The 13,846-nt window shown below is 64.4% G+C and carries 13 protein-coding genes; 4 read left to right on the top strand and 9 right to left on the bottom strand.

Annotation, left to right across the window (positions count from 1 at the left end):
* Window positions 1-85: 85 nt before the first annotated feature.
* From GXP34_07130 to GXP34_07110, 5 genes are all read right to left on the bottom strand, one after another.
* Complete coding sequence (locus GXP34_07130; GenBank protein NOY55746.1) at window positions 86-1,009, bottom strand: alpha/beta hydrolase; 924 nt, start codon at window positions 1,007-1,009, stop codon at window positions 86-88.
* Complete coding sequence (locus GXP34_07125; protein NOY55745.1) at window positions 984-1,397, bottom strand: hypothetical protein; 414 nt, start codon at window positions 1,395-1,397, stop codon at window positions 984-986. Before GXP34_07125 ends, GXP34_07130 begins: the two co-directional genes overlap by 26 nt.
* Complete coding sequence (locus GXP34_07120; GenBank protein NOY55744.1) at window positions 1,394-2,584, bottom strand: MFS transporter; 1,191 nt, start codon at window positions 2,582-2,584, stop codon at window positions 1,394-1,396. Before GXP34_07120 ends, GXP34_07125 begins: the two co-directional genes overlap by 4 nt.
* On the bottom strand, window positions 2,581-3,564 hold the full coding sequence (gene selD / locus GXP34_07115) for a selenide, water dikinase SelD (protein ID NOY55743.1): 984 nt from the start codon (window positions 3,562-3,564) through the stop codon (window positions 2,581-2,583). The genes GXP34_07120 and selD overlap by 4 nt, the downstream gene beginning before the upstream one ends.
* A 197-nt stretch (window positions 3,565-3,761) precedes the next feature.
* Window positions 3,762-4,643, bottom strand: coding sequence for an EamA family transporter (locus GXP34_07110; GenBank protein ID NOY55742.1), 882 nt, complete (start codon window positions 4,641-4,643; stop codon window positions 3,762-3,764).
* 34 nt (window positions 4,644-4,677) lie between these two features.
* On the opposite strand from GXP34_07110, the gene GXP34_07105 reads away from it, so the two are divergent.
* The gene (locus GXP34_07105; GenBank protein NOY55741.1) at window positions 4,678-5,157 is read left to right on the top strand and encodes a transcription elongation factor GreA; all 480 of its coding nucleotides are present in this window, start codon (window positions 4,678-4,680) and stop codon (window positions 5,155-5,157) included.
* 41 nt (window positions 5,158-5,198) lie between these two features.
* Complete coding sequence (gene mgtE, locus GXP34_07100) at window positions 5,199-6,578, top strand: magnesium transporter (GenBank protein ID NOY55740.1); 1,380 nt, start codon at window positions 5,199-5,201, stop codon at window positions 6,576-6,578.
* A 138-nt stretch (window positions 6,579-6,716) separates the two neighbouring features.
* On the opposite strand, the gene GXP34_07095 is transcribed toward mgtE, so the two are convergent.
* Complete coding sequence (locus GXP34_07095) at window positions 6,717-8,297, bottom strand: diguanylate cyclase (protein NOY55739.1); 1,581 nt, start codon at window positions 8,295-8,297, stop codon at window positions 6,717-6,719.
* A 233-nt stretch (window positions 8,298-8,530) separates the two neighbouring features.
* On the opposite strand from GXP34_07095, the gene GXP34_07090 reads away from it, so the two are divergent.
* A complete protein-coding gene (locus GXP34_07090) occupies window positions 8,531-9,916 on the top strand; it encodes a PQQ-binding-like beta-propeller repeat protein (GenBank protein ID NOY55738.1) in 1,386 nt (461 codons plus the stop codon).
* A gap of 242 nt (window positions 9,917-10,158) precedes the next feature.
* On the opposite strand, the gene GXP34_07085 is transcribed toward GXP34_07090, so the two are convergent.
* From GXP34_07085 to GXP34_07075, 3 genes are all read right to left on the bottom strand, one after another.
* Window positions 10,159-10,638, bottom strand: coding sequence for a hypothetical protein (locus GXP34_07085; GenBank protein NOY55737.1), 480 nt, complete (start codon window positions 10,636-10,638; stop codon window positions 10,159-10,161).
* Window positions 10,639-10,680: 42 nt separating this feature from the next.
* Window positions 10,681-11,508 carry a hypothetical protein gene (locus tag GXP34_07080; protein ID NOY55736.1) on the bottom strand — a complete coding sequence of 276 codons (828 nt, stop codon included), beginning with the start codon at window positions 11,506-11,508 and terminating at the stop codon, window positions 10,681-10,683.
* A gap of 83 nt (window positions 11,509-11,591) precedes the next feature.
* Complete coding sequence (locus GXP34_07075) at window positions 11,592-13,310, bottom strand: NAD+ synthase (GenBank protein ID NOY55735.1); 1,719 nt, start codon at window positions 13,308-13,310, stop codon at window positions 11,592-11,594.
* 148 nt (window positions 13,311-13,458) lie between these two features.
* On the opposite strand from GXP34_07075, the gene GXP34_07070 reads away from it, so the two are divergent.
* The coding region (locus GXP34_07070; protein ID NOY55734.1) for a hypothetical protein at window positions 13,459-13,846 on the top strand (388 nt) is incomplete at its 3' end.

Below are 13,846 nucleotides of genomic sequence, written 5' to 3'. Positions count from 1 at the left end.
CAGTCTCGTCTCTGCCGGCCACAAACAGTGCTGCCGGCAGAGACGAGACTGAGGATTTCAGGGGAGCCGGCGAGAAAACCTTCGATCACCGGAACTCCTCGACCGCCTCGGCGACCTGATCGGGATGCGTCATCGGCAGCTCATGACGAGCGCCGGCCACCTCAACCACCGTCGAATCCCGCAGGAGTGCCGCCATCTCCCGCTGCCATGCCGGAAGTACCAGCTGGTCCGACTGCGGGATGATCACCAGCGCGGGAACGTTCAGCCCTGCCAGCCACCGCCGGCTGTCGAAGCGCAACAGCGCGAACATCGAACGGTACTGCACCTCCGGATCACGGTTCATCCGTGTCTCCCACAGCCAACGTTCACCGATCCGGTCGACGGCACCGACCCACAGCAGATACCGGTACCAGACCCACGACACCTCGACCCTGCTGACCCGCTCGAGCGCCCGACCGACCAGCCCTATGACCGTGCGTCCCCAACGCCACGCCGGCGGGTGATAGGAGAGCGTGGCGATGAGCACCAACCGTTCGACGAGGTGTGGATGCCGGTGAGCGAGTTCCTGAGCGACGGCACCACCCATCGAGTAGCCGGCCACCGTTGCCTGGTCGATGCCGAGCGCGCCCAACGCGCCCGCGACCTGATCCGCCATGTCGGCAATCTCGAAGGGGTCGCGCCCCTTGTCGGTCTTGCCGGCGCCATGCAGGTCGATGGACACAATACGAAATCGCTCGGCGAGTAACGGGATGAGCCGGTACCACGCCAGCATCGAATCGAGCCCGAGCCCGTGCAGCAACACCAGCACCTGGGCATCGGCCGGTCCCGCCTCCCGAACGAACACCTCCCGATCGCCCACGAACACCGTCCGGCCCGGCAGGAGCAGGGGGTGCCGCTGTGGCACGGTGTAGCGCGGGGGCATTTCGGGACCGAGCAGGCGCCACGCCAGCCATCCAAGACCAAGGCTTCTCAACAGCTTCACGTCACGCTCCCAGTCGATCGGTCGCAAACACGAACTCCTCCACAGGAACTCCCCCGATCAGATGCTCGGTGACGATGCGGTCCATCACCTCGACCGTCACGGACCGATACCACGTCCCCTCCGGGTAGACGACGGCGATCGGCCCTTGCTCGCAGATGCGAAAACAGTCGACTTTCGAGCGCAGCACCGTGCCGGTGCCTCGGGGAGTATCGGGTTCGACGCCCAAGTCACCACGCCATGGAGCGGGGGCGCTCGCGAGGTCGAGATCCTTGAGCCGCTTCTTCAGAAAGCGCCATACTTCGACGCTCTCTTCGTAGGTCGAGCAGCGAGGCGTGGCCTGCTGCGCACAGAGGAAGATGTGCCGCTGCAATCTTCCGATCGACAGCGCCCCGGCGATCTTGTCGAGTCTCGTCACGACGAAGCCTTTCCGAGCTTTCTTCCCGTCTCTCCGATGGTGAGCATCGCACCGGCGGCAACGAGAAGTATCGCGCCACTGACCACGAAACCGGTGGTGAACGCTCCCGCGTCGGCGATCGCCCCAACCATGAGAGGACCGACGACAAACCCAAGGTCGCCTGCCATCTTGTACAAGCCGACCGCGGATCCTTCGAGCCCTTCGGGAGCGAGGTCACCGACCATCGTCGGCGGCGGAATCGAAGCTACACCCGAGGCGACCCCGAACACCGCGGAAACGATCATCAGAGAAGTGAACGTGCCGAACGCGCCATATGCCGCCGTCGCGAACGCGGACGCCACCAAACCCCAGACTGCAACCGGTTTCCTCCCGACCCTGTCGACCATTCGCCCCACGAAGTTGACGACGAACAGGTTGGCGACGGCCGACACACTGAGGATGGTTCCGATCGAAGCCGGGTCCAGTCCGATGACCTTGTTGCCGTAGAGAGGGAACAGGGTGATCCGCGCTCCCGACCGCATGACGAACAGCGCGAAGGCGACCAACGCCAGGACACGAATCTCACGCTTGCGCAGGAGGCTTCCCGCGGCGCGAAACACCTCGCCGATCGTCCGGCCAGAAGAGGGGACATCGGTGATCAAGAGCCTGGAGATGACGGCGACCAGCACTCCGAACGCCGCGTATGCCCAGAACGGCGTCCTGAAGTCGCCGAGTTGAGCAAGGTAACCGCCGGCGAACGGACCGATCGCAAAGCCAACCAGCATTCCCGTCTGGAAGAGCGCGGTTGCCCGACCGAGCCGGGATCGCTCGGTGATTTGGACGAGGAACTGGAACGCCGCCGTGGTGAACAACGCCGATCCGACGCCTTCGATGAAGCGTGAAAGGAGCAACACCCAATACGAGGGTGCCAGCGCCGCAGTGACACCGGCGACTGCGATGAGCAGCGCACCGCTCATCGTGACACGGCGGGCGCCGAACCGGTCGCCGGCCACACCTCCGATCATGTCGAAGGAGAGCCTTGCCAAGGCGAATCCGGTGATGAGAGCCCCGGCCGCCGTGTAGCTGACACCGAACTCGAGAGCGTAGAGGGGCAGGATCGGCGCGACGAGACTCGCACCCGTCATCACCAGCCCCACGGCGGTCGCCAGCACCCACTCCTGATGCCCCTGCAACGATTCTCGATTCAAGACCCGATCACCACGATCGACGCGCAGTCGTCCTCGATGATCTCCCCGATGACGGCCGCCGCCGGTGTGCGCTCCTCGACGAGTGCATCGAGCATCGCATCGAGACGCTCGGGTGCAACCGCCATGAGCAGACCGCCGCTCGTCTGGGCATCCGCGAGGATCCGGATGCTCGTATCCTCGACCCCTTCGGCCACGAGGGTCGGGCGCACCGCCTCGAGGTTTCTGGCACTCCCGCCGGGGAACAAGCCCGCCTCGACCAACGAACGCAGCCCGTCCATCAGCGGGATATCGGCGACGCGGATCCTTGCCCCCACCTCCGACGCCGTGAGCATCTCGGAAAGGTGTCCCAGCAGCCCGAAGCCGGTCACGTCGGTGCCCGCATGGACGCCAACACGGTTCATCGCCTTCGCAGCGCCTTCGTTGAGTGTCACCATCGTGGTGACGGCTCTGGAGACGACCTCCTCTGGAGCGCGGCCGGCCTTGAGTGCGGTGGCGATCACGCCGGTCCCCAACGGCTTGGTCAGCACGAGCACATCACCGGGTTGGGCGCCCCGATTCATGACGAGGTTCTTCTCTTCGACGGTGCCGCTCACCGCGAACCCGTACTTGGGCTCGCGATCGTCGACCGAATGCCCACCGATGAGGACACACCCTGCCTGCTGGAGGATCTCGACCCCACCGGCGATCACGTCGTCGAGGACATCGAAGGAGATCGCTCCACGAGGCCAGCCGATGAGCTGCATGGCGGTGAGCGGAGTACCGCCCATCGCGTAGATGTCGGACAGCGCGTTGGACGCGGCGATGCGCCCCCAGTCGAAGGCGTCATCGACGACGGGGGTGAAGTAGTCGACCGTCTGCAGCAGCAGCGTGCCACCGGGCATGCGGAACACGCCGGCGTCGTCGGCCAGGTGCAACCCGACGACCAGGTCCGGATGGAAGGTCACCGGGTGATTGTGCAGTCGGCGCAGGACCTGCGCCAGCTCGTCAGGACCGAGCTTGCATGCTCAGCCGCTGCCGTGCGAGAACGCAGTCAGCTTCTTCGCCACGTGTCACCTCCTTCGACCGCCAGTCTGGCAGACCGCCGTCGGTCAACAGCCGGTCATCAGATACGAACTACGCGTGGCCGCGTGTCTTGCCGACAACTGAAGACTGATGACCGAACACTGGTCGCCGGCATTCATCGTCCCGGTTGCATCGGAGCCTCGATCTCTGCAACTCCCCGGCGCTGAACCAGGAGGACCGCACCGAGCACGGCGACTCCGCCGACGATCTGCACGAGCGTCAAGGCCTGGCTCAGGAATATCCACGCCGTCATGGCGGCGATGACCGGCTCGACCGTCGCAACCAGGCCCACCAAGGCTGCGGCAGCTCTTCGAAGCGCCGCCATCTCCAACAGAAACGGCACCATCGTGCCTCCGAGGCCAACCCAGACGAGCTCGGAGATGTCCTTCGCGTCCAGCGCCCGCGGGAATGTCCATAGCGGCTGGACCACGAGCCAGAATACGGCCGCGACGACGAATCCGTACGTGAGGATCGTGACCGCGCCGATGCGGCGCCCGAGCCGTTCCCCCATCACCAGGTAGGTCGCGAACGTGAGTGCGGATGCAAGCCCGGCTCCAAGTGCCCACGCGTCGACCGAGATGGCCTCCCAGGCACGCGTCACCATCACCAGGCCGGCAACGGCCCCAACGGCCGCGATCCAGACGCCGACGGCAACGTGACGACGTTCCGCGAACCGCATCCAGAAAAGCACGAGGATCGGGGCCAGGAACTGCACGGTCACACCGGGGCCGACACCCAAGCCCTCGATGGCCCAGTAGTAGGTGACATGCACCGTTGCCAGAGTGAGTCCGAACAGGACCAGCCACAATCCGTTGCCACGGGTTCGGAGCTGCCCTCGCAAGCCGGCGTACGGAACGAGGAACAGTGCCGCCACGAGAGCCCGCACCTCCGCGACACGAGGAGGAGGGACTTTGTTGAACACATCCGCCGCAACGGTTCCACTCACGCCCCACAACAGCGCGGCGGAGAGCGCAAACCAAAGCGCAGAGCGCTTCATCGGTACCGATTGCATCTCGCTATGCTGCCCGGCCATGACGGGCGAAACAATCTGGCTCACGCCGGCGGCTCACCGCAAGCTCCTCGACGAACTGAACTACCTCGAAGGCGAAGGCCGCCTCAGCGCTTCAGAGCGCATCGCCGAGGCGCGCTCTCACGGGGATATCAGAGAGAACGCAGACTATGACGCCGCCAAAAACGAGCAGGGGCTGATGGAAGCCCGGATCCGCAAGGTCCGCCAGATCATCGAACACGCCGAGGTTCGTGAAGTCGGAGCCACCGACAAGGTGGAGATCGGCTCACTCGTCACGGTCGTCGATGAAGACGGCGACGAAACCGAGTACCTCATCGCAACACCGGAGAACAAGATTCCTGGAGTATTCCTCGCTTCTCCCGGTGGTCCTCTCGGTACGGCACTCATCGGCGCCGCCGTCGGTGACGAGGTCTCCTATGCTGCACCCGGCGGCGTCTTCACGGTCGTCGTCGCAGGAATCCGTCCGTTCGAGGCCGACTGAGCGGCACCACCAAGTAGCCTGAGCGGCAGCCCGGAGGACCCATGGACAAGAAGCGACTGCCGCGCCCACGTGAACTCGCACAACGGCTCGCTTCGCGCGCCCGAAAGAAGCCCGAGGAGGTCGAGGCCTATCTCGACTCGCACACCGACGAGTGGACCGAACTCGCGCAGGCCGACCCGCACGACGCAGCGGACATCCTCGAGGAGTTGGGCGATGAGGCTGCCGCCGATCTGATCCGCAATCTCCTTCCTCCGGAAGCTGCAGACATTCTCGAAGAGATGCAGGATGATCTGGCCGCCGACGTTCTCGAAGAGGTCACCGCGATACGAGCGGCGTCGCTCATCGAGGCCATGCCTCCCGCTCAGGCAGCCGACCTGATCGGTGCACTCGAGCCCGAGCACAAAGAGCGCATCCTGTCGGCTGTCTCCGAGCAGACCGCGGAAGCGATCCGTCACATCCTCTCCTACCCGTCCGATTCTGCCGGCGGTCTGATGACGCTGCGCGTTGCGACGCTGCCCATCGGCCTCACCGCGGGAGAAGCGATCGAACGCATCCGTCAGCTGCATGAGGAGATCGAGGATCTTTCGTATGTCTACGTGGTCGACGACTCCGGTCGCCTCGTCGGCGTCCTGTCGTTTCGCGAGCTCGTGTTCGCCCGGCCCGGCGATGGCCTCGACGAGGTGATGGTCCACAACCCCGTCAAAGTGACCCCGCTGACGGACCGTGAGGAAGTGGCCGAGCTCGCCCGGCGATACAACCTCTTCAGCGTCCCGGTCGTCGACTTCGACGACCGGCTCCTCGGGATAGTCACGGTCGACGAGGTCATCGACGCCGTAGAGCGGGAAGCCGGCGAGGACTTTGCGGTTGCGATGGGTGCCGGTGGAGAAGAGACCGTATTCACACCCGTCCGGCGATCGATCCGAATGCGCATGCCCTGGCTGTTCTTCGATCTGGCGCTCTCGGGCACCGTGTCGCTGGTCGTCGCCACCTTCCAGACTCAGATCGCCGCTGCTCCACTGCTGGCCTCGTTGATGCCGCTCGTCGCCCGGATCGGCGGCGACAGCGGTGCGATGAGCCTCGCGGTCGTGATCCGCGGTCTCGCGACACGCGATATCTCCCCCAACAGAAGCTTTCGCGTCATCACCAGAGAACTCGCCCTCGGGTTTTCCAACGGCATCTTGACGGCGACACTCGCGGGGCTGATTGCCGCAGCCCTCCTGAAGGATCCGCACATCGGTCTCGTCATCTTCATCAGTGTCCTGGCCAACCTCATCGTCGCGGGCCTTGCAGGATCGGCCCTCCCCCTCGCCCTTCGCAGACTCGGATTCGATCCTGCGCTGGGATCCAACCTCTTCGTGACGACGATCACCGACCTGACCGGCTTCGGGGGCTTCCTCCTGGTCGCGAGCCTGTTGCTGTAGGGGTCTGCCGAGTGATGCCGGTGCGTGGACCGGCGGCTGTGCGCGTCACTCGCCGTGCTCTGTACTTGGCACCTCGTGCTTTGTATTCGGTATTCGGTACCGGCGGTGCTGCAAGACCGCAGGGCGAGTCTGGAGGCTCTAGCCGACAACGAGGCGCAACGGCGTGACACCGGATCCGACAACGGCCCTCTCGAGGGCTTCGACGGCATCCGGGTCGAAGTCGGTACCTGCCTGGGCGCGCATCGCCGCAATGGCCTCTTGGGGAGACATGGCCGGTCTCCGAGGACGGGATGAGATCATCGCCACGAACGCGTCGGCGGTGTGCAAGACACGACCGAGCAGCGGGATCGAGGCACCGGGCACGCCGTTCGGGTATCCCGTTCCGTCCATCCGCTCGTGGTGGGTCAGCACGGCCTGAGTCACCTCGGGATGGACCGATCCGGCGACCAATTCGATGCCGCTGTGCGGATGCCGCCGAACGACTTCCCACTCCGAAGGCTCGAGCGGGCCCGGTTTCAGCAAGATGGAGTCCGGGACGCCGACCATCCCGACATCGTGCAGCATTGCCGCCAAGTGCACACGTCCGGTCCTGGCGACGCTCAACCCGAGTTCGCCACCGATCGATGTGGCGACGTCGGCGACCTTCATCGACTGTTCGAACATCTTGGGTGAGCGGAGACGGAGAACTCCGATCAGGGCGTCGACGACCGGTGCCATCACAGGGCGCGCTCGCGTCACCTCCGTGGTGAGCAAGCTGTGCCCGGCGACCCGCACACAGTTCTTGCCTTCGTGTTTCGCCTGATAGAGCGCCATGTCGGCGGATTCGACGAGTTCCTCCTGGTTGTCGGCATGGGCCGGAAACACGGAGATGCCGATGCTGAGTGTGACGAGGCCCGCCTCTGGAAGATCGAGATGCTCGACGGATGTGAGCAGTCGTTCGGCAACCTGTACCGCTCCCGTCTCGTCGGTTTCCGGCAACGCGAACCCGAACTCTTCGCCTCCGATTCGACAGGCGATGTCGACCTCGCGAAGCCGACTGCCAAAGGCCTCGCCGAGCGAACGGAGCACCCGATCTCCGACGGCATGGCCGTACGTGTCGTTGATCGCCTTGAAATCGTCGATGTCGGCGATGATCACGGAGAGTGGGCGTTCGTAGCGGCGGGCCCGTTCGAGTTCCTCTCCGAGGCGATCGAAGAAGAACCCATGGTTCTTGAGTCCCGTGAGTGGGTCGGTGACCGAAAGTGTCTGCAGCCTGTGGACCGCCTTCTCGAGACGCTCGTTGCGAGTCCGTTCGCGCTCGTACAGTTTCCGAACCTCGCGAAGCACCGGTGCGCTCGCCTCGGCCGAGAGCAGACCGGATCCGACAGAGACGGACCTGACGGCAGCGACGAGATCGGAAGGCTTGCCCTTGACCACGAAGGCGGAAGCACCTGAAAGGACCATCTTCCCGATTCCGTCCACACTTCCGAAGCCACTCGCCGCTATGACTTCCAGCCGGGTCTCCATGGATGATCGCAGCTTGCCGACGAGTTCCTGCGAACCCGGTAGGCCGGCATCCACCACCACCACGGTGGGCTGAGTCATGCGCGCCACTTGGAGTGCCTCTTCGGCACTCCCGGCATGACTAACGACTTCGATACCCGCCTCGGCAAGTATGCGTGATGAAGCAGTTCTGCTGACCAGGTCGTCGTCAACGAGCAGGACTCTCGGTTTCAGCACTACCTCCTGGGGCCTCTATCGTCACACCGGGCGCGAAAGTTGAGGGGGCCCCTCCAGAACTCCCGCCACGGACACTCTTCGGCATCGAAGGGAGATCCGAGGCCGAGACACCCACGTTCCGGTGTGGTCGGTCCCGGAAGGGCGAGGATCGAGCCGCAGAGAACTGGTGACAGTGGCGGTGCGGTGGGCGGAAAGCGACTGCGCGCGCGTCGATAGGTGACACAATGGAGTCCATGAGGCTTGCCAGGGTTTCTGCCGTCCTCACGATTGCCGTGTTGTTGGCGTCGTGTGTCCTCGTCGACCGGTCGTTCACGCTCGGGGACGGTGAGGGCTTCAAGATCGATCGGTCGTCTGGCCGTGGGAACTGCTCGTTCGACCTGCAAGCACAGCTGAGTGCCGTGTCGGTCGAGACCGGCAAGGTCCTTTGGCAGGTGGACGTGCCGCACTCGTCGTCAGGCCGATTGCAGGCAAGTGATGGACTCGCGATGATCGAGACGGATACGGGGGCCGTTGTGGTCGACGCGCTCACCGGCGCCCCGTTGTGGCAGGCATTGCGACGCGGGAACGACCGATGGATCCTGGCCGACGACTCCGTTGTGGTGGCAGATTGGGATTCCGGCCTGCTGGTACGGTTCGACCCGGCGTCAGGGAGAGAGGCCTGGAAGTACAAAACTGGCGGGGAGTTCAATGCCGATCCGGCCTTCGATGGTGATCGGCTCTTCGTCAACGTCGGTGGCACCGTCCGGGCCATCGATGTGAACACGGGCGAAGAACTCTGGAACCACGCCACGCTCGGCGACTTCGGCAGTAACCCGGTCGTACTCGATGGACTGCTCTTCCATCCGGCGTTCGAGGGTCGTGTCTCTCGGCTCGATCCGGAGACCGGAGATGCCCTCTGGAAGTGGGATGCCCGATCCGGAGTGACGGTCCGCGGGATCGATCTGTGGAAAGACGTGGTGGTGGTCCATACCGATCGCTTGACCACCCTCCTTGGAGGCAAGGAGTACCCGGCACCCCAGGACGGAGATCGGCTGGTCGGTCTGCATGCGGAGACCGGCGCGCAGCTCTGGGCCGTGCAACTGGTGAATCCTGCGGTCGGTGAAGATGCTCCACGCATGCCGGCCGAAACCATCTCCACGGGCGGCCCGCTCGTATTGCTGCATTGGCCGCAGATCGGAGTCGTCAACGCCATCTCGATTGCCACCGGGAAGGTCGCCTGGGACCTCGAAGTCGAACCCGATCGGAACATGCGATTGGCCGCGACATCCGGCGAGGGGCGCATCTTCATCGCAACCAGCGGCACTCGTACAGCAACACTCTCCGCCATACTCGCTTCCGACGGCACAGTCCTCTGGGAAAAGACGCTGACCATCGCCGATCGCTACTCGACCGTGGCGGACATTCCCGTGGTTCTCGGCGGCGACTTGTACGTCGCCGAGAACAGGTCTGGTGGCGGGAGCGAGGCAGATCCGGATCAGGGTGTCCTCCGTCGCGTCGACCCATCGACCGGGGAAACGCTCTGGACCACCATCACCCGGGATCCCGTCTGGACTTCACCGGTCGGTTTCGGGGATACGCTCCTCGTTCTCTCGACGGACCCGCCGCGAGGCTGCGCCTGAATTCGTCTTCGGCGGGTGGTTGTGCGGGCTCTGGTGGAAAGTACCGTGCCACGTTCCGTGACACCCCACCTCGAGAGTCTCCACCCACAGGCATCCTCGATGGTGGGTTTCCCTTCGCACGCAGACGACTCGCTCGCGCACTTCCGATTCGAAGCCGATCCGGCCACACGAACACCCTTCGACCCCCGACACGGCTGCCGTCGGGTGATATCTTCCCCAACGGCCTGGCGACCTCCTGAAGATCAGGACCCGATGCTCACCGATCCTGAGGATGCGTACGGGCCGAGGAACTCGAGCTGATCGTCGGTGACCCGGGCGAACTGATGGGCATCAAGGATCTTCTGCTGATCCGCGGTCGGATTCTCGACGAGGACGAGATCGGCTGCCTCTCGAGAGTCGACCACGTGGAGTTCGACCGGCGAGAACCGCTCGATCGCGTCATCCACGACGTTGCGTATGTCGATGTCGCTGTAGTTGCCAGGATCCAGAAGGATCACGAGGGTGCCTCCTGCACTTCCGGCGACGACCGTATAGCCGGGAAGGCTGCCGGACGTTGTGCTGGTCGTGTCGGACGATTGCGTCGTGGGCGTAGTGGAGGCAAGAGTCGTGGCAGTCGTCGTCGAGGAAACCGCCCTCGTCGTCGTTGTCAGGTCCGGTTCCGTCCCCTTGCTGCATGCCGCAAGGATCATCACGAGCGCGAGAAGAGGGATGAGGCGTCGCACTGGCTCACTCCTTCGTTCGATTCAACCCCACGGTACTGCAAGTCAGCCGTTTGTCAGCACAGTTTCCACACGTTGCCGATAACGCCGTGCGAGAAGTTCGGTGACCGGACCCGGCACGAATCGCCGTTCTCCCACTCGTACGACCGGTTTGACCTCTTTCACCGTCGACAGAGCCATCACCTCGTCTGCATCATCGAGACGATCCAGACCAAAGTGTCCCTCACGAACCCCGATGCCGGCACGCTCGGCCTCTTGAAGGGTCGCACCTCGAGTGATCGAGGCGAGGATCCCGAGATCCAGAGACGGGGTCTCCAACACACCGTCGACCACCCAGGCGACACAGAATGTCGGGCCTTCCAGAATCCGACCCGAACGCCCGTACAGCAGAGCGTCGTCGAATCCTGCGAGCCTGGCAACACGGTTCGCCGCCATGTTGGGCGCATAGGAGAGCGTCTTCGCGCCCGTGAGCTCCGACGTCGCCCCGTCCGAATGCCACGGCGCCTCCAGTGGGAGCACACGGAGATGCTCCGGAAGCTCCGGGATGGGTTCCCAGAGAACGACGACGCGTGGGCCCGCGTCCACATCGGGATCGAAGCCTCCTCTTGTCGCGACGACCCGAACCGTGCAATCGCCTCCGTCGCGAGCGACCGCTCGGATCCAGGTCTCCATTTCCTCGCGCGACGGCAGATCCAGGTGCAGCAGGGCGGCGCTTGCCGCCAGCCGGTCCAGGTGAGGACCGAGGGCGTACGGTGATCCGTTGTAGGAGCGCAGAGCCTCGAAGCATCCGTCGCCCCGCAGCAGGCCATGATCGAACACCGAGATCGCCGCGTCGGCTGCGTCGACCGCTCGTCCGTCGATGAGTACGCGCATGTCGACAAGGATAGGTACCGCGGCTTGTGATCAGGTCGGATCCTGGCACCAGGTGAGAAACACCGGGTGCAACGCAGATCGACTCAGGTGCGTCGGTAACGGTTCGTGATCGGGAGCCTTCGATCCTTGCCGAACGCCTTGCGTGTAATCCGGACACCGGGCGCTGCCTGGCGGCGCTTGTACTCGTTCCGGTCGACCATGCGGGCGATCCGAACGACAACGTCTCGATCGAATCCGTCATCCGCGATCTCATCGATCGACAGGTCCTGTTCGATGTAGCGCTCCAGGATCGGATCGAGGATCTCATAGGGCGGCAGCGAGTCGGTGTCCTTTTGGTCGGGCCGCAGCTCGGCCGACGGCGCCTTCGTGATGATCGAACGCGGAATCGTTTCTCGATCTCGATTGCGCCATTCGGCCAGGCGGTACACGAGCGTCTTGAAGACATCTTTGAGAACGGCGAACCCGCCCGCCATGTCGCCATAGAGGGTGGCGTAGCCGACGGCCATCTCGGATTTGTTGCCGGTCGCCACGACCATCTCCCCGAACTTGTTCGAGATCCCCATCACGATGGCCCCGCGAATCCGAGCCTGCAGGTTCTCCTCGGCAACGCCGAACTCGGTTCCTTCGAAGACGGGACCGAGGGCGTCGAGGTATGCAGAGAAGATGTCGTCGATCGCGATCAGGTCGAGGCGGATGCCGAGGCGCTCCGCCAGGTCGCGTGCGTCGGTGACCGACCCTTCGGAACTGAACCGTGTGGGCATCGCAACCCCACGCACATGTTCGGAACCGAGAGCGTCCACAGCGATGGCCGCGACGAGTGCCGAGTCGATGCCACCCGACAACCCGAATACGACATCCTCGAACCCGTTCTTGTGTACGTAGTCCCGCAGCCCCGTCGTGAGCGCCGTGTAGATCTCCGCCTCTTCGGGTTCGATACGTGCAGGGCTCACCGGCAGCCGCTGCGGTGCTCGCGTGGGCAGCGCCCCGCCGCGGACTTCCACGACGCGACCGTTGACGGTCTTCGGCGTCGGCAGGGGCACGTCGACGACAAACCTCTCTTCCTCGAACTCCACGGCGCGATAGAGCAGATCACCGTCGGCGGTAAAGATCATGCTGTCGCCTTCGAACACCAACTCGTCCTGGCCTCCGACCATGTTCAGATACGCCACCGGGACGCCCGAGCGGACCGCCTGCGCCGACAGCAGCGAGGAACGTTCTTCCGCCTTGTCCTTGTGATAGGGCGATGCGTTGATGTTCAACAGGATCTGCGCCCCCGCCTCCGCCTGATGCGTGGGCGGTCCTTCCGGCACCCAGATGTCCTCACAGATCGACACCCCGACGGCGACGCCGGATACCGCCCAAACCAGGTCGGGTTCGAGCCCTCTCAGGAAGTAGCGGTCTTCGTCGAAGACCGCATAGTTGGGCAGCAGCACCTTGTGATAAACGCCCTTGACCTTCCCTTCGCACAGCACTGCCGCCGCGTTGGCCACAACGCGCACGACGGCATCGTCGAGGACGTCGGAGGGCGGATCGACGGGGTCTGCGAAACCGACGATCGTGACCGTCCGGCCTGCTTCATGCGCCAGGGAGCGAACGGTGCGCAGGTTCTCATCGACGAAGTCGGGTCGGAGCAGCAGATCCTCGGGCGGGTAGCCCGTAACAGCCAGTTCAGGGAGAAGCAGGATGTCTGCATCCTGGCCTTCCGCCCACCGCATGGCGTCGACGATCCGGCTGCTGTTGCCTTCGAGATCCCCCACGACGAGGTCGAGTTGAGCCCCTGCAACACGGAGGGTGTCGGTCATGGTCGCAAGCCTAGGAGATTCCCCGTTCTCATCAATGCCGGCCGCACCTGGTCGGGCTGCCAGAGACGAGACTGGGGCCGCCGGCGGGACCGAGCGCCGAATACCCGATGCGCCTCGTCAAGGGAGCCGACGCTCTATCGTCGGGTACATGATCACCGGGCATGCATTGGAGCGCCTCGACGCCGTCGGCTGGACGGATGCACAGACGCTGCTCCTGACGTTACAGAGCGCCCATGACCCGGATGCCGAGCTCGAGCATCTCCTGAACTTCCTCGAGGCAAACACCGACCTGGCCGAGCTCGCCGGCAGTGACCCCGACCTCGGCAAGGCCTTCGTCACCGTCTTCGCGGCGAGCAGGGCGATCCCGACCTTGCTGAGCGCTCACCCCGCCTGGCTGGCATCGTTTCGCGACGATCCCGTCGAAGCACCCGAGGCGCCCGACAAACGTGCGTTGCGTCGGTTTGTGCAGGGTCGGTTGGTGCGGACCGCGGTGCGGGACCTGCTCGGTCTGGCGGATATGCCTACGGTCGGTCGCG

It is taken from the genome of Actinomycetota bacterium (assembly GCA_013152275.1).
In the GTDB taxonomy this organism is placed as follows: domain Bacteria; phylum Actinomycetota; class Acidimicrobiia; order Spongiisociales; family UBA4744; genus BMS3Bbin01.
Note: the sequence above shows the minus strand (reverse complement) of the source record. Positions and strands in the feature narration are given on the sequence as shown.

Coding starts and splice junctions, on each gene's coding strand:
- GXP34_07110 (NOY55742.1), bottom strand. CDS start 4,643: ATGAAGCGCTCTGCGCTTTGGTTTGCGCTCTCCGCCGCGCTGTTGTGG.
- GXP34_07105 (NOY55741.1), top strand. CDS start 4,678: ATGACGGGCGAAACAATCTGGCTCACGCCGGCGGCTCACCGCAAGCTC.
- mgtE (NOY55740.1), top strand. CDS start 5,199: ATGGACAAGAAGCGACTGCCGCGCCCACGTGAACTCGCACAACGGCTC.
- GXP34_07090 (NOY55738.1), top strand. CDS start 8,531: ATGAGGCTTGCCAGGGTTTCTGCCGTCCTCACGATTGCCGTGTTGTTG.
- GXP34_07080 (NOY55736.1), bottom strand. CDS start 11,508: ATGCGCGTACTCATCGACGGACGAGCGGTCGACGCAGCCGACGCGGCG.
- GXP34_07075 (NOY55735.1), bottom strand. CDS start 13,310: ATGACCGACACCCTCCGTGTTGCAGGGGCTCAACTCGACCTCGTCGTG.